General features: G+C 67.5%; 16 protein-coding genes and 1 tRNA gene. 2 read left to right on the top strand and 15 right to left on the bottom strand.

Annotated features, from left to right (window positions below):
- Positions 1 to 202 precede the first annotated feature (202 nt).
- From pepQ to rph, 7 genes are all read right to left on the bottom strand, one after another.
- Positions 203 to 1,534 carry a Xaa-Pro dipeptidase gene (gene pepQ / locus Q9Q79_RS16540; protein ID WP_201862496.1) on the bottom strand — a complete coding sequence of 444 codons (1,332 nt, stop codon included), beginning with the start codon at positions 1,532 to 1,534 and terminating at the stop codon, positions 203 to 205.
- A 75-nt stretch (positions 1,535 to 1,609) separates the two neighbouring features.
- Entirely contained in the window at positions 1,610 to 1,984 is a 375-nt protein-coding gene (locus Q9Q79_RS16535) for a PilZ domain-containing protein (protein WP_005410894.1), read from the bottom strand.
- Complete coding sequence (locus tag Q9Q79_RS16530; RefSeq protein ID WP_099562522.1) at positions 1,981 to 4,260, bottom strand: DUF1631 family protein; 2,280 nt, start codon at positions 4,258 to 4,260, stop codon at positions 1,981 to 1,983. The genes Q9Q79_RS16535 and Q9Q79_RS16530 overlap by 4 nt, the downstream gene beginning before the upstream one ends.
- A gap of 202 nt (positions 4,261 to 4,462) precedes the next feature.
- Positions 4,463 to 5,689 carry a radical SAM family heme chaperone HemW gene (hemW, locus tag Q9Q79_RS16525; RefSeq protein ID WP_099562523.1) on the bottom strand — a complete coding sequence of 409 codons (1,227 nt, stop codon included), beginning with the start codon at positions 5,687 to 5,689 and terminating at the stop codon, positions 4,463 to 4,465.
- A gap of 56 nt (positions 5,690 to 5,745) precedes the next feature.
- Positions 5,746 to 6,342, bottom strand: a complete 597-nt coding sequence (gene rdgB / locus Q9Q79_RS16520) for an RdgB/HAM1 family non-canonical purine NTP pyrophosphatase (protein ID WP_012481163.1) — start codon at positions 6,340 to 6,342, stop codon at positions 5,746 to 5,748.
- A complete protein-coding gene (locus tag Q9Q79_RS16515; RefSeq protein WP_005414366.1) occupies positions 6,339 to 6,728 on the bottom strand; it encodes a VOC family protein in 390 nt (129 codons plus the stop codon). Before Q9Q79_RS16515 ends, rdgB begins: the two co-directional genes overlap by 4 nt.
- Positions 6,725 to 7,450, bottom strand: a complete 726-nt coding sequence (gene rph, locus Q9Q79_RS16510; protein WP_005410889.1) for a ribonuclease PH — start codon at positions 7,448 to 7,450, stop codon at positions 6,725 to 6,727. The genes Q9Q79_RS16515 and rph overlap by 4 nt, the downstream gene beginning before the upstream one ends.
- A gap of 124 nt (positions 7,451 to 7,574) precedes the next feature.
- Here rph and Q9Q79_RS16505 point away from each other — a divergent pair, with 124 nt between their 5' ends.
- On the top strand, positions 7,575 to 8,435 hold the full coding sequence (locus Q9Q79_RS16505) for a YicC/YloC family endoribonuclease (RefSeq protein ID WP_024956758.1): 861 nt from the start codon (positions 7,575 to 7,577) through the stop codon (positions 8,433 to 8,435).
- A gap of 57 nt (positions 8,436 to 8,492) precedes the next feature.
- On the opposite strand, the gene selD is transcribed toward Q9Q79_RS16505, so the two are convergent.
- From selD to fdnG, 8 genes are all read right to left on the bottom strand, one after another.
- The gene (selD, locus tag Q9Q79_RS16500; RefSeq protein ID WP_201862499.1) at positions 8,493 to 9,572 is read right to left on the bottom strand and encodes a selenide, water dikinase SelD; all 1,080 of its coding nucleotides are present in this window, start codon (positions 9,570 to 9,572) and stop codon (positions 8,493 to 8,495) included.
- A 26-nt stretch (positions 9,573 to 9,598) separates the two neighbouring features.
- Positions 9,599 to 9,694, bottom strand: a tRNA-Sec gene (locus tag Q9Q79_RS16495).
- 24 nt (positions 9,695 to 9,718) lie between these two features.
- Positions 9,719 to 11,650, bottom strand: a complete 1,932-nt coding sequence (gene selB, locus Q9Q79_RS16490; RefSeq protein WP_201862501.1) for a selenocysteine-specific translation elongation factor — start codon at positions 11,648 to 11,650, stop codon at positions 9,719 to 9,721.
- Entirely contained in the window at positions 11,647 to 13,071 is a 1,425-nt protein-coding gene (gene selA / locus Q9Q79_RS16485; RefSeq protein WP_099484847.1) for an L-seryl-tRNA(Sec) selenium transferase, read from the bottom strand. Before selA ends, selB begins: the two co-directional genes overlap by 4 nt.
- Positions 13,072 to 13,075: 4 nt before the next feature.
- Entirely contained in the window at positions 13,076 to 14,059 is a 984-nt protein-coding gene (gene fdhE, locus Q9Q79_RS16480; protein WP_087802384.1) for a formate dehydrogenase accessory protein FdhE, read from the bottom strand.
- A 386-nt stretch (positions 14,060 to 14,445) separates the two neighbouring features.
- Positions 14,446 to 15,093 carry a formate dehydrogenase subunit gamma gene (locus tag Q9Q79_RS16475; protein ID WP_049460870.1) on the bottom strand — a complete coding sequence of 216 codons (648 nt, stop codon included), beginning with the start codon at positions 15,091 to 15,093 and terminating at the stop codon, positions 14,446 to 14,448.
- Positions 15,090 to 16,007, bottom strand: a complete 918-nt coding sequence (gene fdxH / locus Q9Q79_RS16470; RefSeq protein WP_005410881.1) for a formate dehydrogenase subunit beta — start codon at positions 16,005 to 16,007, stop codon at positions 15,090 to 15,092. Before fdxH ends, Q9Q79_RS16475 begins: the two co-directional genes overlap by 4 nt.
- A 10-nt stretch (positions 16,008 to 16,017) precedes the next feature.
- The gene (gene fdnG / locus Q9Q79_RS16465; protein WP_146200850.1) at positions 16,018 to 19,086 is read right to left on the bottom strand and encodes a formate dehydrogenase-N subunit alpha; all 3,069 of its coding nucleotides are present in this window, start codon (positions 19,084 to 19,086) and stop codon (positions 16,018 to 16,020) included.
- Positions 19,087 to 19,375: 289 nt separating this feature from the next.
- On the opposite strand from fdnG, the gene gmk reads away from it, so the two are divergent.
- Positions 19,376 to 20,041, top strand: coding sequence for a guanylate kinase (gene gmk / locus Q9Q79_RS16460; RefSeq protein ID WP_005410878.1), 666 nt, complete (start codon positions 19,376 to 19,378; stop codon positions 20,039 to 20,041).
- Positions 20,042 to 20,076 lie beyond the last annotated feature (35 nt).

Below are 20,076 nucleotides of genomic sequence, written 5' to 3'. Positions count from 1 at the left end.
ACCCGCTTTTGCTTTTCTTTTTCTTTTCCGTGGTTGGACGCGCGCAGGAAACTGTCAAAGGCCGGGCGGGGTGGGTTTGCAGGACCGTTGGCGCCATGGATGGCGCCATCGAGCCCCCATGGATGGGTTTACGGCGTGTCCTGCAAACCCACCCCGCCCGGCAAAGCGCGGCTTTTGAATTCAGCACCCAACCACGAGGGGCTCAGCCGTTCGCCGCCGCAAACGCCGGCCGCGTCAGGTTGTCCGCCTCGCCATCAGTGCACAGCACTTCGTCTTCAATGCGGATGCCACCATACGGACGGAAGAAATCCACGCGCTCCCAGTTGATCGCATCACCATGGCCGGCGTCCTTCACTTCGTTCAACAGCATGTCGATGAAGTACAGGCCTGGCTCGATGGTCACCACCATGCCCGGTTCCAGCACGCGGGTCAGGCGCAGGTAGGGATGGCCGGCCGGGCGCTCGATGCGGCCACCTTCGTCGCTGGCGGCGAAGCCGGCCACGTCGTGCACCTGCAGGCCGATCAGGTGGCCGATGCCGTGCGGGAAGAATGCGGCGCTGACGCCGGTCTCCAGCGCGGTCTGTGGCGACACCTTGATCACGCCGAAGTCCTTCAGCACGCCCATCAGCGAAAGATGTGCGTCCACGTGCAGCTGCTTGTAGTCGAAGCCCGGGCGCACCGCTGCGCACATCTGCTGCTGGGCGGCGTCGACGGCCGCAATCATCGCGGCGAATTCGTCGTGGCCCTGCGCGGCGTAGGTGCGGGTGATGTCGCTGGCATAGCCGTGCGCACTGGCGCCGGCGTCGATCAGGAAGCTGCGCAGCGGCTGCGGTGCCTTGCGGCCCAGCTCGGTGTAATGCAGCACGGCGGCGTGTTCGTTCAACGCCACGATGTTGCCGTAGGGCAGCTCGTTGGCATCCTGGCCGACGGCCTGGCAGTACGCCATGTGGATGCTGAATTCGTCGGCACCGTTGCCGAACGCGGCCTCGGCGGCGCGGTGGCCGCGCACGCCCAGCACCTGGGCCTGGCGCATCAGTGCGATTTCATACGGTGTCTTGCTGCCGCGGTGCCATTCCAGGTAGTTCACCACCGGCGCTGGATTGTTCGGCATGTAGTTGCCCAGTGCGCTCTGCGGCTCGCCCAGGATCGCGCAGCGCGACGGGTCGGCCGGCAGCAGGGCCAGCGCCTCTTCGGGCTTGCGGATGATGTGGATGTCGAAGTGCTCCACCCACCAGCCACTGGGGGCGTCCGGTACCACGTGCCAGTAGTCGAAGGGCTGGTGGAAGATCACTGCCGGGCGCTTGCCCGGGGTGAACACGATCCAGCTGTTGGGCACGCGGGTCAGCGGCAGCCAGGCCTTGAACTGCGGGTTGACCGCATACGGGTAGTCGCGGTCGTCGAACACCTGGTAGTGCAGGGTGCCGCTGGGCACCACCAGATGGTCGAAGCCGCCGCGGGCCAGCGCCTGTTCGGCGCGTCGGCACAGCACGGCCAGGTGGTCGGAATACAGGGCGCCGGGGTCTTGCTGGATCATTGCGGTGGCTCGACACGGAAAACGGCCCTTGATTCTGCCGCATACCGCGAAAAACCGCTGTGCCGGAACCGGCACTCAGGCCGTCGAAACCGGTCCCTCGTCGCTGTCCTCGCCCACCCACTGCCGCAGCAGCTGCCGATGTTCGCGCGACAGGGTCAGGAAGCGGAAGCCGGTCCAGCTCTGCCCGGGAACGTGTGCGGGCTCGCTCCACAGCAGATGCACGCCTACGTCGATGGCCTGCTGGCGGCCATCACCCAATGGCAAGGGAAAGCGCAGCTGGTACAGCGCATCCTCGCGCAGCGGCATGCTGGCCAGCATCAGCATGCCAGTTTCGGAGACATTGCCGAGGCGCCCGACCACGCACTCGCGCATCTGGTCGGTAACCGGCACCAGGTCCGAGACCTGGCGGCGCGGCGCGCGGCGGGTGTCCTGCGGCGGTACGGCTTTCATGCGGGGGTCTCCTGTGCGCGAGCCGTGGCCAGTGCGCGCAGCGCACCGAGGCTGGCTTCCCAGGCACGGTCGACCAGCCGGCCCTTGTCTTCGGTGACCAGCTGCGCGCGCCCGGCACTGATCTGCCGTGCCAGCGCATCCAGGTCGGTATCGGTGATCTTCTGCCCGCGCGCATTGACGAACAACGCGTGGCCGGTCAGCAGGCTGTACCAGGACAGGCGCTGGCGGCGCATCGTGCCATCGCCCGTGTCGATGTCGAACCAACTGCCGAACGGCAGGCTGGACAGTTGTTGGTAGGCCGCTTCTTCGGCGCTGCTGCGCGGCGTGGCAGGTGCGGCGCCACTGTTCGTGCCGGCGTGCTCGCCCAGGCGCGCACGTGCCTTGAGGCGTGCGCTGAGCTCGGTACGCGAGGTGCTTTCATCCTCGCCGCCGGGCGTGGCCAGCCTGCGCGCGACAGCGGCGGCTTCCTCGGCGTGGTAGCCGACCTGCAGCAATGCGGCCTCCACGTCCGCTGCCAGTGCGGTATCGGTGCCGCCGGGGGCGTCGATGGCCTGCGCGGTGATGGCAGCGATGCGCTCGGTCTGTTGCAGGCGCTCCTGCCATTGTGGTGAATCGTCGCCATGGCGCAGGCGGGTGAGGGTCAGTGCATCGGCCCAGGCCTGGCGCAGCAAGGTCTGCACGAAACGCGGTGGCGACCGGGTGTCGCAGCACTGGTCGATCTGTGCGGTGGCCTGGCGACGGGCCAGTTCCAATCGTTCCTTGCCGCGCGCGGCTTCCACATGGCGGCGCTCGGCCAGTTCGGCACGATGGGCCGCCGCGCGCTGGTGCTGCTGCACGTCTTCACTGGCGGCGGCAAAGGCTTCCGGCGCACGCGCATCCTGCCCCAGCAGGCCCTGCACGCTCTGCGCCATGCGCTGCAGCAGCTGCGGGTCGACATCCTCATCGCCCAGCCAGTTGGCGCCGACTTCGGCGATCTGATTGAGCAGCTCACGCGCGGGGTGTTCGTCGCGCACGAAGAAGCCCGGATCGGCCATGGCGGCGCGTGCCAGGGGTACCTGCAGGCGGGCCAGCAGCGCGGCCGGCACTGGATCGGGACGCTGCTGCTGTTGCACCTGCTGCATCAGCATGCGCAGCAGGTCGAGGTTGTCCCGGTCGTGACTGCCCAGCTGGGCCTGCGCACCATGCTCGCTGCGCAGCTGCGCGACCACGGCAGCCTGCAGGTCGGCCACACCGGTTGCCGCACTGGACTGGGCCTGCAGGCGCGCGAGGACCGCGTCGACTGCCGCGCTGGGCACCGCGCCGCTGTCCGCCGGGGCAGGGCTGCCGTGCCGCGCCTGCTGCAGCAGTTCATGCAGTGCACTGCCGGTGGAGGTGGTCACGCCCGGCGTGGCGGGGCCGCCAGCGCCGCCCTCGTGGAAGGCGTCCTGTACCAGGCTGGACCAGGAGCCGGCCGGTGCCGAACCGTTCCAGCCGGTCAGGGGGGCTGCGGTGCGCTTGGCCGGCTGCGTGGTGCGGCCGCCCCCCACCGACTGGGTGATGATCCGCCGCGTGCTCGACGAGCGTGCCAGGTAGGGGGTGTAGACCAGCCCCGGCAGTACACCGGACTGGGCCAGCAGGGCATTGGCACGGTCAAGGATATCGCCCAGCCGTTCCAGCACCTGCCGTTCGAAACTGCGATACAGCGCCAGCTGTACCTCGACGCTCAGCGCGTCCTGTTCGGCAATCCGGCGCACCATCGCGCACAGTGCCTGCGGTGCCAGCGGCAGGGTGTCGGCCTCGAAGGCCGGCGCCGCCGCCAGTACGCCCAGGCGTTGGCCCAGCAGGTTCAGTGTGTTGGTTGAACGCAGGGTTTCGCGCCGCACCATCTCGGTCAGCAGCAGGTCGCGATCCACTTCGTGCTCATCAACCAGCGACAGCCCGAGCATGCCCGGCAGCGCTGGCGGCCCAGCACTGGTACTGACACCGCTGACCGGTTCGCGCAACCGCGCGAGGGCGTCGGCCACGGCATCGAGCATGCGATCGGCGAAATGGCCGGCGAAGGCGTGCAGCTGTCCACGCTGGGCCATCAGCTCGGCCTGCTGCTGCGGATTGCGTGCGCGGTCGGCGTCGTGCAGCAGGGTCTGCTCCAGCGCCTCGACGGTCAGGATCAGGGGCGCCGCCAGCGTCTGCCGGCACAGGCCGATCAGCGCGCCCAGCAGCTCACGTACCCGCGGTGGCAGATCGCTGGCGGCCAGGCGGTTCTTGTCGGCAGGAGTGATGGAAAAGACAACTGACATCGGCAGGCGGTACCCGGATTCCCGCGGATCGATCTGGTGAATCTACCGTGTCGGCCGATGTCGGCGCTACTTTAGGCTGAACGTGAATCGCATCCGCCGGGCCTGGCCCGACCGATGAACGGTAGTGCCGGCCGCTGGCCGGCAGATATGTCTTCACCGGATTGCCGGCCAGCGGCCGGAACGATCCTCTGTCAGGCGAGGATCAATCTTCCAGGAACAGGCTCACCACATCGTTGGTGAAGCGGCGGCCCAGCTCGGTCGGCTGCACATGGCCATCGGTCACGTCGAGCCAGCCGCGCTGCACGGCCTCGGCCAGGGGAGCGTCCAGCACGCTGCGCGGCAGCCCCGTGCGCGACTCGAAATCGCGCAGGCCGAAACCTTCGTGCAGGCGCAGCAGGTTGAGCATGTATTCGAACGGCAGGCGCTCCGGCGCGATCACATCGTCGCCGCCGAACGAGGCGGGCGTGCCGGCGCTGTCCAGGTAGGCCTGCGGGTGCTTCAGCTTCCAACGTCGCAGCACATGCTCCTCGGCGCCGGAACTGATCTTGCCGTGCGCGCCGGCACCGATGCCCAGGTAGTCGCCGAAGCGCCAGTAGTTCAGATTGTGCGCGCTCTGCCGGCCGGGGCGCGCATAGGCGCTGACCTCGTACTGGCCGAAACCGGCCTGTGCCAGCAATGCCTGGCAGTGTTCCTGCATGTCCCAGGCGTTGTCTTCATCGGGAATGCCCTGCGGCGGCCGCGCGAAGAACACCGTGTTCGGTTCCAGGGTCAGCTGGTAGTGGGAGATGTGTGCCGGCTGCAGCGCGAACGCGCGTTCCAGGTCGGCCTCGGCACCGGCCAGGGTCTGTTCCGGCAGCGCGTACATCAGGTCGATGTTGAAGTTGTCGTAGCCCGCGTCCTGCGCCATCTTCACCGCGCGCTCGGCTTCGCCACTGTCGTGGATGCGGCCCAGGCGCTTGAGCATCGCATCGTCGAAACTCTGGATGCCGAAGCTGAGGCGGTTCACGCCGGCCGCGCGATAGCGGTCGAAGCGGCCATGTTCGGCGGTGCCCGGGTTGGTTTCCAGGGTGATTTCGGCATTGGGCGCGAAACGCAGGCGTGCGCTGGCCTGTTGCAGGAAGCCGTCGATCGCCTCCGGCGGGAACAGGCTGGGCGTGCCGCCACCGAAGAACACGCTGTGCACCACCCGGCCCCAGACCAGCGGCAGGTCCTGGTCGAGGTCGCGCAGCAGCGCATCGATATAAGCGTCGAACGGCAGCTCGCCCTTGGCCTGGTGCGAATTGAAATCGCAGTACGGGCATTTGCGCACGCACCACGGCAGGTGCACGTACAACGACAGCGGTGGCGGCACCAGCCGCGGCGGGTTGTCGTGGTCGGCGGAGCAGGCTTCGCCGGGCAGGTGGTTGCAGTGGTCGTGGGCGTGCGGCATGGGCTTCTTCGGTAGTGCCGGCCGCTGGCCGGCTTCCCTGGGTCGATCGGGTGGCGTCAGTACAGCGTCGCCAGCTGCTGCTTGAGCTGCTGCAGGGCAATGGCGCGGTGGCTGATGGCGTTCTTCAGCGCCGGCTCCATTTCCGCGGCGGTCAGGCCGTGGGTGGTGTCCAGGAATACCGGGTTGTAGCCGAAACCATTGGTGCCACGCAGGTCGCGGATGATCTGGCCTTCCCAGCGGCCTTCGCAGATCAGCGGCTGCGGGTCGGTGGCGTGGCGCAGCAGCACGATCACCGCATAGAAGCGGGCGCTGCGCTGGCCATCGGGAATGTCGGCCATCGCGTCCAGCAGCTTGGCATTGTTGGCCGCAGCATTGGTCGGGTGGCCGGCATAGCGTGCGCTGTACAGGCCCGGCGCACCGCCGAGGGCATCGACGATCAGGCCCGAATCATCGGCCAGCGCCGGCAGGCCGGTCGCTTCGCAGGCCGCGCGTGCCTTCAGCAGCGCGTTCTCGACGAAGGTCAGGCCGGTCTCTTCCACATCGCCCAGGCCCAGTTCGGCGGCCGAGGTGATCTGCAGCGGCAGATCGGCAAGGATCTCCTGCATCTCCACCAGCTTGCCGGCGTTGTGGCTGGCCAGTACCAGTTTCTTCATTGACGGGGCTCCAGCAGGTCCCAGGTGTTGCCATACAGATCGCGGAACACCGCAACCGTTGCATAGGGTTCTTCGCGCGGCGCTTCCAGGAACTCGACGCCGGCGGCGACCATCGCCGCGTGGTCGCGACGGAAGTCGTCGGTGTTGAGGAAGAAGCCGACGCGGCCGCCGGTCTGGTTGCCGATGCGGCTGCGCTGTTCCTCGTCGCTGGCGCGGGCCAGCAGCAGGGCGGCGGCACTGCCGTCGGTCGGGCCGACCACCACCCAGCGCTTGTGACCCTGGTCGATGTCCTCCAACAGTGCGAAGCCGAGCTTGCCGGTGTACCAGGCAATGGCTTCGTCATAGTCGGCCACCACCAGGGTGGTCAGGGCGATGCGGCGGTTCATGCCGACAGCGCCGCCTGCTGTGCGGCCAGCAGTTCGCCCACGCCCTTTTCGGCCAGGCCCAGCAGCGCATCCAGTTCATCGCGACGGAAGGCGTGGCCTTCGGCGGTGCCCTGCAGCTCGATGAAGCCGCCACCGTCGTTCATCACCACGTTCATGTCGGTGTCGCAGTCGCTGTCTTCGGCGTAGTCCAGGTCCAGCACCGGGGTGCCGCGGTACACGCCTACCGATACGGCGGCCACTGCGCCCAGGATCGGGTTGCGCTTGATGTCGCCACGCTTCATCAGCACGTTCACCGCATCGACCAGCGCCACGTAGGCGCCGGTGATGGCGGCGGTGCGGGTGCCACCGTCGGCCTGCAGCACGTCGCAGTCGAGGGTGATGGTGCGCTCGCCCAGCGCGTTGCGATCCACGCAGGCGCGCAGGCTGCGGCCGATCAGGCGCTGGATCTCCAGCGTGCGGCCACCCTGCTTGCCACGGGCCGCTTCACGGTCACTGCGGGTGTGGGTGGCGCGCGGCAGCATGCCGTATTCGGCGGTGACCCAGCCTTCGCCCTTGCCGCGCAGGAAGCCCGGCACGCGGTTCTCGACGCTGGCGGTGCACAGCACACGGGTTTCACCGAAGCACACCAGCACCGAACCTTCGGCGTGGCGGGTGAAGCCGCGTTGGATGACGACCGGGCGGAGCTGGTCGGGCTGGCGGCCGCTGGGGCGGGAATCGGACATGGTGCGGGTTCCGTAATGGCAAGGGAGTACGCCGCCACGCCCGCAGCCTTCACGGGGCGGGCAAGGGGGCTCTGGTGAGGGCGCTAGGGTACCATTCCCCCTTTGCACGCACCGGACACAATCCATGATTCGAAGCATGACCGCCTATGCCGGCGGCGAGCGGGTCACCCCGTGGGGCACGCTGGGCTGCGAGCTGCGCTCGGTCAACCACCGCTTCCTGGAGGTCGGCACCCGCCTGCCCGAGGAGCTGCGGGCGCTGGAACCGCAGCTGCGCGAGCGCATCGCCGCGCGCCTGAGCCGTGGCAAGCTGGATCTGGTGATGCGCCTGCGCGCGCCGGAAGCGGCGGCCAACCTGCAGGTGGACGAGGCCCTGCTGGCCCAGCTGGGCCGCCTGGCGCACCGCCTGACCTCCGATTTCCCCAACCTGCAGGTCAGCTTCACCGACCTGCTGCAGCTGCCGGGCGTGACCCGTGGCGAGGCCACCGACGCCGCCGCCCTGCAGGTCGAGGCGCTGGCGCTGCTGGACCAGGTGCTGGATGGCTTCGTCGAGGCCCGTGAGCGCGAAGGCGGCAAGTTGGCTGCGGCCATCAGCGAGCGTGTGGACGGCATCGAACGCATCGCCACCGAAGTCCGCACGCTGATTCCGGCCATTCGCGACGGCCAGCGCGCCAAGCTGGCCGCACGCCTGGCCGACCTGCCGCACCCGGTCGACCCCGGCCGCGCAGAGCAGGAACTTGTCCTGTGGCTGCAGAAGCTGGACGTGGATGAAGAGCTGGACCGCCTCGGCAGCCACATCGTCGAGATCCGCCGCGTGCTCAAGCAGCGCGAGCCGGTCGGCCGCCGCCTGGACTTCCTGCTGCAGGAGTTCAACCGCGAAGCCAACACGCTGGGCTCGAAGTCGGTGGACAGCCGTACGTCCAATGCCGCGGTGGAGCTGAAGGTGCTGATCGACCAGATCCGCGAACAGGTGCAGAACATCGAGTGATGTTGCATCCAGCGGTACAGCAGGGGCGCCTTCGGGCGCCCTTGTTGTTCCAGCGCATCAGCGCACGCTGACGCCCGGCGCTCCTTCGCTCAAACACCCGACCACGGCTGCCTGGCCGAACCCCGCGTCGTGGAAGCAGGCCAGCACTGCATCCACCGCCTCCGGAGCGCACGACACCAGCAGTCCGCCGCTGGTCTGAGGGTCGGTCAGCAGTGGCTGCCAGTGCGCCGGCAACCCATCGGCGAAGCGCACCTCGGCGCCATACGAGGCCCAGTTGCGGTGGGAAGCGCCGGTCACGCAGCCACGCTGCAGCAGCTCCAGCGCCTGCGGCAGCAGCGGCACCTGTGCACTGTCCACCTCGGCAGCGACACCACTGGCGCGGCACACTTCCAGCAGGTGGCCGAGCAGGCCGAAGCCGGTGACGTCGGTCATGGCATGCACGCCGTCCAGGGCGGCCAGCGGCACGCCCACGGTGTTCAGGCGGGTGGTCGACGCGATCATCTGCTGGTAGCCGTCGGCGTCCAGCACTTCCTTCTTCAGTGCTGACGAGTACACGCCCACGCCCAACGGCTTGCCCAGCACCAGCACGTCGCCGGCGCGGGCATCGGCATTGCGCTTGAGTCGCTGCGTGTCGAGCACGCCGATCGCGGCCAGGCCGTAGATGGGTTCCACCGAATCGATGCTGTGGCCACCAGCGACCACGATGCCAGCATCGGCGCACGCGCGTTCGCCACCCTGCAGGATGCGGCGGATCGTGTCCTGCGGCAGCGTGTTGATCGGCATGCCGACGATAGCCAGTGCGAACAATGGCCGGGCGCCCATCGCGTACAGGTCCGACAGCGCGTTGGTGGCGGCGATGCGGCCGAAGTCGAACGGGTCGTCGACGATGGGCATGAAGAAATCAGTGGTGGCGACGATTGCCTGGCGATCATCGAGGCGGTACACCGCGGCGTCGTCGCTGGTCTCGCGGCCAACCAGCAGTTCAGCTGGTGCCGGAAGTGCAGGAACGCCACGCAGCAGTTCGCTCAGCACGCCCGGCGCGATCTTGCAGCCGCAGCCGCCGCCATGCGCGAGAGAGGTCAGTCGTTGCGGGGCATCGGCCGTTGAAGGGGCGGGGGACTGCGCGTGCGTGGCCATGCCGACATCTCCTGCGGAAACACGAATGGCGGAAGGCAGCAGGAGTCGAACCTACCAGGGAACGATCGACGCCCCCTACTGGGTTTGAAGCCCAGCCGCATGCCCGGATGCGCATGCCTTCCGAAAGTACCGCGGTACCGGTCGACTCAGTCGCGGGCTGCGTTCCATTGCAGATCGCCGCGTGGCCGATGCTGGTCACCGACGCGTCGAGTGTAGCCAACGCGATTGAAGAACTCCAAGATCTGGATGCTGCGCTTGCGGCCCAGGCCGATGGCATCGCGGAAAGCGGCCGCATCCACCGTGCCGGTGGCCTGCGACAGCTGCGCGACGATCGCGGCCAGCTCGGCAATGCGGGCCGGCGCATAGAACAGGTCCGGTACTACCTGGAACAGTTCACCGCGCGCTGCGGCGCGACGCAGGGCGGCGCGGACCTCGTCTTCGACCAGGCCGAAGCCGGCGGCCAGGGTGCGCACCCATGGCGGATCGAAACCGCCGTCATGCAGCTGCGGCAGCACGCGTTCGAGCAGCAGGCGCTCGCGTTCCGGTGGCGCGTGGTCATGGCCGGGCAGGCGCCACCAGGCGCCCACGCGCTGCACGCTGCCGTCGTCCAGCAGGTCCTGGAGAAGTGCGTTCCACAGGCTCGTTGCCAGCGCAGGCAGGGTGCTGCGATGCAGGCGCCCGCTGTCGACACCGGGTTCGTCAGGGCGTCGTTCATGCCAGCCACGCAGTGAGGCGATTACCTGCTCGCGCAATACCTGCCAGTGCGACACAAGGATGACTACCGTGTCTTCGCGGGTGACGATGCGTCGCGTGTCTGCAGGAAGATCGATCCGGTCGGCGGCGCGCCGGCAGTAGCGCTGCAGCGCGGCCATGGCAACGCCGAAGGGCGCCTGCTGCAACAGTGGACCGATTCCCGCACCCGCGGCCAGTTGCTCCAGTGCTCCCAGCCATGCGAGCCGTGCAGGACTGCGCCGGCGCCGCTGTGGCGGGTCCGGATCGAGCACAAGGCCGCCGCCCAGCGTGTGGGTGGCCGCTGAATCGCGGGCAATGAAGCGATCGCCACACATCGCACAGACCGGAGCATCGAACACCAGCTGCACCAACTGCCCATCACCGTGGTCATGGTCCTCCAGCAGCACCACATGGGCCTGCCGGTGCATGGTGCCCCAGTGGATATGCAGCGGTGCCCAGTCGCGCAACGGTGCGGCCAACGCGGACAGCCGCAACCGCACATCAACGCGGGTGGTGGCCAGCAGTGCGCGTGCGTCGGCGATCCAGTCACCGCGGCGGATGTCATCACGGGCGATGGCCGCCAGGTTCAGCGCGCAGCGCTGCCCGGCCATCGCGTGGTCACTGGCCTGGTTCTGCGCGTGGATGCTGCGTATGCGCACTTCAGTGGCGGCCGGCATCAGTTGCAGATGCTCACCCACCGAGGCGATGCCGCCGTGCACTGCGCCGGTCACCAGCGTGCCGTGGCCGGCCAGCGAGAACACGCGGTCCACCGGCATGCGGAACAGCTCGCTGCGCAGTTCGGCCTGGCGCGTGCTGGCGTCGTCCGCCGCCCACGCGTGCAGCTGGGTACGCAGCGCGTTGATGCCAGCATCGTCCGGTGCGGTGCTGTTGCAGGTGAACACAGGGGAATCCTGCAGCGGCGTGCCGGCCAGCAGGGCAGCGACCTCGATCTCGACCCGGGCCAGGCGCGCCGCATCCACACGGTCGATCTTGGTCAGCGCCACCGCACCCCGGTTCACGCCCAGCAGCTGCAGGATGGCCAGGTGCTCGCGGGTCTGTGGCATCACGCCGTCGTCGGCAGCGATGACCAGCAGGGCGACGTCGATACCCGTGGCGCCGGCCACCATCGTGTGCACGAAGCGCTCGTGGCCCGGCACGTCGACGAAACCCAGTGTCGCGACAGGACCTGTGCCGTCCCTGCGTTCCACAGGAACATAGGCATAGCCCAGCTCGATGGAAATACCACGCGTACGCTCTTCCTGCAGGCGATCGGTTTCGATGCCGGTCAGTGCCCGCACCAGGCTGGTCTTGCCATGGTCGATATGCCCGGCGGTGCCGACGATCATGCCTTCAGCGTGCTCCACTGGTCGAGGAAGCGCGCTTCGTCGGCGGGTTCCAGGCAGCGCAGGTCCAGCCACAACGCATCATCGGAGATGCGGCCCAGCACGGGTCGCGGCAGCTGACGCAGGCGCTTGGCCAGCAGATCCAGTCCGCCACGGCGCGCGCTGGTAATGCGCAGTCCGGCGCTGGCCAGCTGCGCCTGTGGCTGCGCGCCGCTGCCAATCTGGCTGTGCATCGAAGCAGGCTCGAGGCTGTAGTCCGCCGCCAGTGAGGCACGCATCGGCTGCAGCAGGCGCTGGGCCTGCGCATCAATGTCATCCTGCGTGCGCGAGAGCGTGCGCAGTGTCGGCAGCCGCTGTGCCAGCAGCTCGGGTTCGCGGTACAGGGCCAGCACCGCTTCCAGTGCGGCCAGGCCCATCTTGTCCATGCGCAGTGCCCGCTTCAGCGGGTTGCGGTTGATCCGTGCAATCAGGTCGGCGCGACCGGCGATGATGCCGGCCTGCGGGCCACCCAGCAGCTTGTCGCCGCTGAACGAAACCAGATCGGCGCCGTCCGCCAGTGTTTCCTGCACGGTGGGCTCGTGCGGCAGGCCGAACGTGGCCAGATCGCACAGGCTGCCACTGCCCAGGTCCACCACCAGCGGCAGGCCGTGTTCGTGCGCGATCGTGGCCATCGCCGCCGTGTCGACCTTGGCAGTGAATCCGCTGATCGCGTAGTTGCTGGCATGCACCTCCATCAGCAGCGCTGTGCGCGCGCCGATGGCGTTGGTGAAGTCGGCCGGATGGGTGCGGTTGGTGGTACCTACTTCCAGCAGCCGCGCGCCCGCGCTGCGCATCACATCGGGGATGCGGAAGGCACCACCGATCTCCACCAGCTCGCCGCGCGACACCACCACCTCGCGGCGGTTGGCCAGGCTGTTGAGCAGCAGCAGGACCGCTGCCGCATTGTTGTTGACCACAGTGGCGGCTTCGGCACCGGTCAGCTCGCAGATCAGTGCCTGTACCCGCGCATCGCGGTCGCCGCGACGGCCACGGATGACGTCGAACTCCAGATCGACCGGCGCGGTCATCGCGCGGGTGACTGCCTGCACCGCGGCCTCGGGCAGCAATGCGCGACCCAGGTTGGTATGCAGTACGGTGCCGGTCAGGTTGAACATCGGTTGCAGGTCCAGCCGTGCATCGGCTGCCAGTGCGGCCTCGACCGCTGCCACCAGCGCCGGGCCGTCGACCGCTTCCTGCAGCTGCGCGGTCGACAACTGGCTGGCGCTGACACGCTCACGCAGCACCTGCAGGTGCGAACGCAGCAGCTGGGTGATGCGGCTTCGACCGTGGCCTTCGATCAGTGGCGCCAGTGCAGGCAGGCGCAGCACCCGGTCCAGCGAGGGCAGGGCGGCGGCCGATGCCGGGGCGGGGGGCATGGCTGTCATCGCCTCAATCGCCGTCGGATTGCCACAGCAGAGGATTCTGGCTGGCACGCGCATAGCCTTCCTCGGCCAGCAGCAGATCCAGCGCCAGCGTGCCGAGGTCATCGGCCACCGGCTCCAGTGACGGGTCCTTTTCCAGATACAGGATCTTGCGGTAGCTGTGGCAGTGGTCGCAGGTCTCGGCACGCACCGCGCTCTCGCGCACCGCCTCGCCGCTGTCGCCGTCCACATCGGCCAGGGCGCGATAGGCGATGTCCTTGCCGGCGGCACCACACTGGCTGCACTGCACGCGCACGTAGTGCCACTGGCAGGCGCACAGCGAGCACGACAGGTAACGGTAGGACGCATAGGGTGGCCGCGCCTGCACCACGCTGGTCACCGGCAACGTGCCGCACAGCGGGCACAGCCCTGGCGCATCAGCCAGCGGCTTCAGGTCGATAGGGCGGAAGCTGGCTGCGAGCACCGCCCAGTAAACCTGCAGTGCGTTCATCACCAGCAGCGCAGCGACCGCATCCACCGACGGCGCGTCATCGCGCTCCAGCACCGCGTGCGCCTGCGCATCCAGCCAGGCGTCGTCGGCCGCGGCGACGCGTTGCAGCTCCTGCCGGGTTTCCAGCGGCAGCCCCGTTTCGTCGGCACAGTGCTGGCACAGCGTGCGCAGCCAGTCGCGCCAGCATCCATCCAGCTGAAGCGTGTTGGCCGGCCGCAACGGCATGCCGGCACCGGCCGCCGCACTCGACTGCTGCGCGCGCGCCTGCGACTGCAGTGCCTCGCGCTGCTGCGGTGTCAGCTCATCCAGCAGCGCCTGCTGTGCATCGGCCAACGCCGCCAGCAGCTGCAGGTAGCCGCCGATGGCACTGTGCGCGGCCAGGCTGCGCAGGCGCGTCGCGCGCTCAGCGAACAGTGACTCGATATCGGGCAGGATGATGCGCGGCACATCGCGCGAGGCGAGCGTCTCGATCTCACCGGGTTCAAGGATGCGTTGCGCCATGCAGGGCCAGCCAGAAGAACCAGCCTCCATCCTCGCCGTTGTCGGCGCTCGCGTCCAGCGGGTTCAAACAACGCAGTCGAGCAAAGCAGTCGAGCACGGCTCGACTCTACAAAAACCGGTTTCGGTCGTCGCCATGTTCATCGTGTCGACCAAGGTCGACACCCACCAAGAGCAGCTCATGCCATTCCGACAGCAGCGGGAAACTGTGGAAGGCGGGGTGGATCCGGTTGCGGGGGTGTCCGCGGCATGGATGCCGCGGCCAAGCCCCCAAGGACGGGTTGACGGCGTCCCCCGCAACCGGACCCACCCCGCCACCCCTCAGGAAGCCCGCTCTTGACGTTGACGTTGACCTTGCCTCTGCGGGTGCAGGGCCGCAGGCCCTGCCGCTAACCCTCTTCCCGACGTCCGCGCAGGATGTCCCTGAACCACTGCCGGTGATGCTTGTACGCCCACCCATAGGTCACCTTGCCCTGGGTCATCGCCCGCACCGAGCCCTTGATCCAGATCGCCGCATAGATGTGCACCACGATCGCGCACACCAGCACCCAGCCGAACAGCGCATGGGCCAGCACCGAGAGGCGGATCACCCCGATCGGGAAGAAGTGGCTGAAGTACTGCCGCCAGATCACGAAGCCGGTCAGCAGCAGCGCCGACAGGCAGCCGATGATGGCCCAGAACAGCAGCTTCTGGCCGGCATTGAAACGGCCCACCGGCGGCAGCTTCTCATCCTCGTTGCGCAGTACATCGCGCATGCCGCGCATCCATGCGCGATCGTCGGCGGTCGGCAGATTGTCGCGCCACATGCGGAACGCCAGCAGCGCAAAGCCCACCACCATGGCCAGCCCGATGAACGGATGCAGGATGCGCGTCCAGGGGCCGCCACCGAACAGCTGGGTCAACGGGAACAGGGCAGGGTGGAACAGCGCCAGCCCGGACAGCGCGGTCAACACGAAGCAGATCGCCACGATCCAGTGGTTGATGCGGGTCGGTGCGCGGTAGCGGATGATCTGGCGCGGGTGCGGGGCGTACTTCATGGCCGCTGCTCCTCTTCGATCTTCTTCGCCTCGTGCTCGGCTTCCTCTTCTTCCTCGTCATTGACCGTGTTGCGGCCGATGCCGATGTAATGCAGGAAGCCGGCGAAGGCGGTGGCGGCGATCGCCAGCACGCCCAGCGGCTTGGCCACGCCCTTCCACACCTCCACCATCGGGCTGATGCGCGGGTCCTTGGGCAGGTCGGCATACAGCTCCGGCTTGTCCACGTGCTGCAGCACGTACATCACGTGGGTGCCGCCGACGCCCTGCGGATCGTACAGGCCGGCGTTCTCGTAGCCGCGAGATTTCAGGTCTTCCACGCGTCCGGCCGCGTGCTCGGTCATCGCCTGCTTGCTGCCGAAGGTAATCGCGCCGGTCGGGCAGGTCTTCACGCAGGCCGGTTCCTGGCCCACCGCCACCCGGTCCGAACACAGCGTGCACTTGTAGGCCTTGTGGTCCTTCTTGGAGATGCGCGGCACGTCGAACGGACAACCGGTCACGCAGTAGCCGCAGCCGATGCAGTTCTCTTCCTGGAAGTCGACGATGCCATTGGCGTACTGGATGATCGCGCCGGGCGACGGACAGGCCTTCAGGCAGCCCGGATCGCTGCAGTGCATGCAGCCTTCCTTGCGGATCAGCCACTCCAGCTTGCCCTTCTCGTCCTCGTACTCGCGGAACTTCATCACCGTCCACGACTGGTCGCTCAGGTCGGGCGGGTTGTCGTAGCTGCCAACGCAGCTGCCCACTTCGTCGCGCAGGTCATTCCACTCCATGCAGGCGACCTGGCAGGCCTTGCAGCCGATGCACTTGCTCACATCGATCAGCTTGGCGACCTGGCCGGTGTGCGCACCACGCGCCTCCGGCGAGGGCGTGGTGGTGGCCGAGCGGCGGATGATGTCCAGGGATTGCAGTGACATGGCGTGTCTCCTACACCTTCTCGACCTTGACCAGGATGCACTTCGATTCGGGCGTCTGCGAGTTGCCGTCACCGATGGCGTTGGTCAGCGTATTGGCGATGTATCCGGGCTTGGCCGCACCGAGGAAGCCCCAGTGGATCGGCACGCCCACCTGGTGCACGGTCCGGCCATCGATCTGCAGGGCCTTGATGCGCTTGGTCACCATGGCGACCGCTTCGATGTGGCCGCGCTTGGAACTGACCCGCACGCGGCTGCCGTTATTGATGCCCAGCTCGTCGGCCAACGCCGCGCCGATCTCGACGAACTGCTCGGGCTGGATGATGGCGTTCAACTTGCCGTGCTTGGTCCAGAAGTGGAAATGCTCGGTCAGGCGGTAGGTGGTGGCCACATGCGGGAACTCGTCCGGCGAACCGATCTGTGCGCGATCGCTGGCGAATACGCGGGCGGCCGGGTTGTTCAGCGTCAGTGCCTGGCCGGGGCTGAGCGGGTTGCTGCGCAGCGGTGTATCGAACGGTTCGTAGTGCTCCGGGAACGGGCCTTCGGCCATGCCGGCCTTGGCGAAGAAGCGCGCGATGCCCTCCGGGTTCATGATGAACGGGCCCATTCCGCCGGCGGGATCTTCGTCGGCCTTGAAGTCGGGCACGTCCACGCTGCCCCAGTTTTTCCCGTTCCACGCCAGCAGCGTGCGCCGTGGATCAAATGGCTTTCCGGCGACGTCGCACGAGGCGCGGTTGTACATCACGCGACGATTGGCCGGCCACGCCCAGGCCCAGCCCAGCGTGTTGCCGATGCCGGTGGGGTCGCTGTTGTCACGCCGCGCCATCATGTTGCCGGTCGGGCCCCAGGCACCGATGTAGATCCAGCAGCCGGAGGCGGTGCTGCCGTCGTCGCGCAGGTCGCCGAATGCGGCCAGCTGCTCGCCGGCCTTGCGCACCAGCTTGGTTGGGTCCTTCGGATCGAACACATCGGCCAGCGCCTTGCCGTTGTATTCCATCGCCAGTTCTTCGGGCGTGGGTACCTCAGGGTTGGCGTAGTTCCAGGCCAGGTCGCGCACCGGCTCCCACCACGCCCCGCCGTCCTTCTCGTACATCGCCTTGATGCGATGGAACAGCTCGGACATGATCTCGATGTCGCTGCGCGCTTCTCCCGGTGGGTTGGCACCCTTCCAGTGCCACTGCAGCCAGCGCGAGGAATTCACCACCGCGCCGTTCTCCTCGGCGAAGGAGGTGGTCGGCAGGCGGAATACTTCGGTCTGGATCGTGCTCGGGTCGACGTCGTTCAACGCACCGTGGTTCTGCCAGAAGGCGATGGTCTCGGTTTCCAGCGGGTCCATGCTGACCATGAACTTCAGCTTGGAGAACGCGCTGATCAGCTTGCCCTTGTTCGGCGCCGAGGCCAGCGGATTGAAGCCCTGGCAGATGTAGCCGTGGATCTTGCCTTCGTTCATCAGCTCGTACGCCTGCAGCATGTCGTACGGCTTGTCGAGCTTGGGCAGGTAATCGAAACACCAGTTGTTGTCGGCGGTGGCGGCGTCGCCCCACCACGATTTCATCAGGCTGACGTGGAACTTCGGGTAGTTCTGCCAGAACGACATCTGGTTGGCGCGCAGCGGCTTCTGCGTGCGCTTGGCGATGTAGGCCTCGTAGTCCTGCTCGTCCTGTTTCGGCAGGGTCAGGTAGCCGGGCAGCAGGTCGGACATCAGGCCGATGTCGGTCAGGCCCTGGATGTTGGAATGCCCGCGCAAGGCGTTCATGCCGCCACCGGCCACGCCGATGTTGCCCAGCAGCAGCTGCACCATGGTGCCGGCACGCACGTTCTGCGCGCCGATCGAGTGCTGCGTCCAGCCCAGCGCGTACAGGATGGTCATCGCCTTGTCCTTGCCGGCGGTGGACGCGATCATGTCCCAGATCTGGCGGATGCTGTCGGCCGGCGTGCCGCAGATGCGTTCGACCATCTCCACCGTGTAGCGCGCATAGTGCTGCTTGAGCAGGTTGTAGACGCAGCGCGGGTCCTTCAGCGTCGGGTCGCTGCGCACGAAGCCGTCGTCACCGTAGGCGTAGTCCCAGCTGGAGCGGTCGTAGCTGCGCTTTTCTGCGTTGTAGCCCGAATACAGGCCGTCCTTGAAGGCGAACTCGTCCTTCACCAGGAACGACATGTCGGTGTAGTTCAGCACGTACTCGTGCTGGATGCGGTCCTCGGTCAACAGGTAGTTGATCAGGCCCCCCAGGAACACGATGTCGGTACCGGTGCGGATCGGCGCGTACACGTCGGCCACCGCGGCCGAGCGGTTGAAGCGCGGATCGACCACGATCAGGCGTGCCTTGTTGTGTGCCTTGGCCTCGGTCACCCATTTGAACCCGCACGGGTGCGCCTCGGCGGCATTGCCACCCATGATCAGGATCAGGTCGGCATTCTTGATGTCGACCCAGTGATTCGTCATCGCACCACGGCCTAGCGTCGGGGCAAGACCTGCCACCGTCGGGCCGTGTCAGACACGTGCCTGGTTGTCGAATGCCAACATGCCAAGGGAGCGCACGACCTTGTGGGTCAGCACCGCGGTTTCATTGCTGGTGGCCGAGGCCGCCAGCATGCCGGTGGTCAGCCAGCGGTTGACCGTCTGCCCGGCCTCGTTCTTCTGCACGAAGTTGGCATCGCGGTCTTCCTTCATCAGCCGCGCGATGCGGTCCAGCGCATCGTCCCAGCTCAGCCGCTTCCACTCGTTCGAGCCCGGCGCGCGGTACTCGGGGTAGAGCAGGCGCGACTTGCTGTGGATGATGTCGGCCAGGCCGGCGCCCTTCGGGCACAGCGTGCCGCGGTTCACCGGATGGTCCGGGTCGCCTTCGATATGGAAGATGCTCGGCTCGGCGTTCTTGGCACCATCGCCGAGGCTGTACATCAGGATGCCGCAGGCCACCGAACAGTAGGTACAGGTGTTGCGGGTCTCGGTCGCGCGGGTCAGCTTGTACTGCCTGACCTCCGCGAGCGCGATGCCGGGCGCGAAGCCCATCAATGCCAGGCTGGAGCCGACCAGGGTTGTCCCGGTCACTTTCAGGAACTGGCGGCGGCTCATCGATGGCATGCCGTTCTCCTGGGATGGCGGGGAGGCGCAGGCCTCCGGGCTGTCGTTGGGTACGGCCCGGTTATAGCACAGCCCCCGCACGCCCATGTGGCACAAGGCCCGGCGCCCGCCAGACGGGCGCGCAACGGGGCCGCTCTGGTAAAGTTGCGTGCCCGCCCCCCGGGGAAAGCGTCTGCCGGGCCTGGTTCCAGGATGTTCCGCGCAGCCCCGCCGTCCTGGCGCGATCCTCCGCGCCGGATCTGGAACACCGAGGAAAAATTTTGCGAAATCAACCCGTTGGATCCCCCGCATGAGCGCCCCGTCGAAGCCGTCGGACGCCGTTGCGCGCGGCACGCTCTACATCGTTGCCGCCCCGTCCGGTGCCGGCAAGAGCAGCATCGTCAATGCCACCCTGGCGCGTGACCCGCAGATCGCCCTGTCGATCTCCTTCACCTCGCGCGCGATGCGCCCGGGTGAAGTGAACGGCCAGCACTACCATTTCGTCTCTGCGGAGAAGTTCGAGCAAATGATCGCCGCCGGCGACTTCTTCGAACACGCCTGGGTGCACGGCGACTGGAAGGGCACTGCCCGCCAGTCGGTGGAGCCGCAGCTGGCCGCCGGCCAGGACGTACTGCTGGAGATCGACTGGCAGGGCGCGCAGCAGGTGCGCCAGCTGGTGCCGGGCACGGTTACCGTGTTCATCCTGCCGCCATCCAAGCAGGCCCTGCAGGACCGCATGCGCAAGCGCGGCCAGGACAGCGAGGCGGTCATCGCCCAGCGCCTGGGCGCGGCCCGCGATGAAATGCTGCACTTCAACGAGTTCGACTACGTCATCGTCAACGAGGTGTTCGACACTGCGGTGGACGAGCTGTGCGCCATCTTCACCGCCAGCCGCCTGCGCCGGGAGGCCCAGAAGGTCCGCCATGCCGGCCTGATCCAGGCCCTGCTGACCCCCGATCCGGGTGCAACTGACTGATTCCAAAAGAATCGGGTGGGGGTTGGCTTGATTTT

This window comes from Stenotrophomonas sp. a6, assembly GCF_030913325.1.
Classification (GTDB): domain Bacteria; phylum Pseudomonadota; class Gammaproteobacteria; order Xanthomonadales; family Xanthomonadaceae; genus Stenotrophomonas; species Stenotrophomonas maltophilia.
This window is presented reverse-complemented; position numbering and strand designations above follow the sequence as displayed.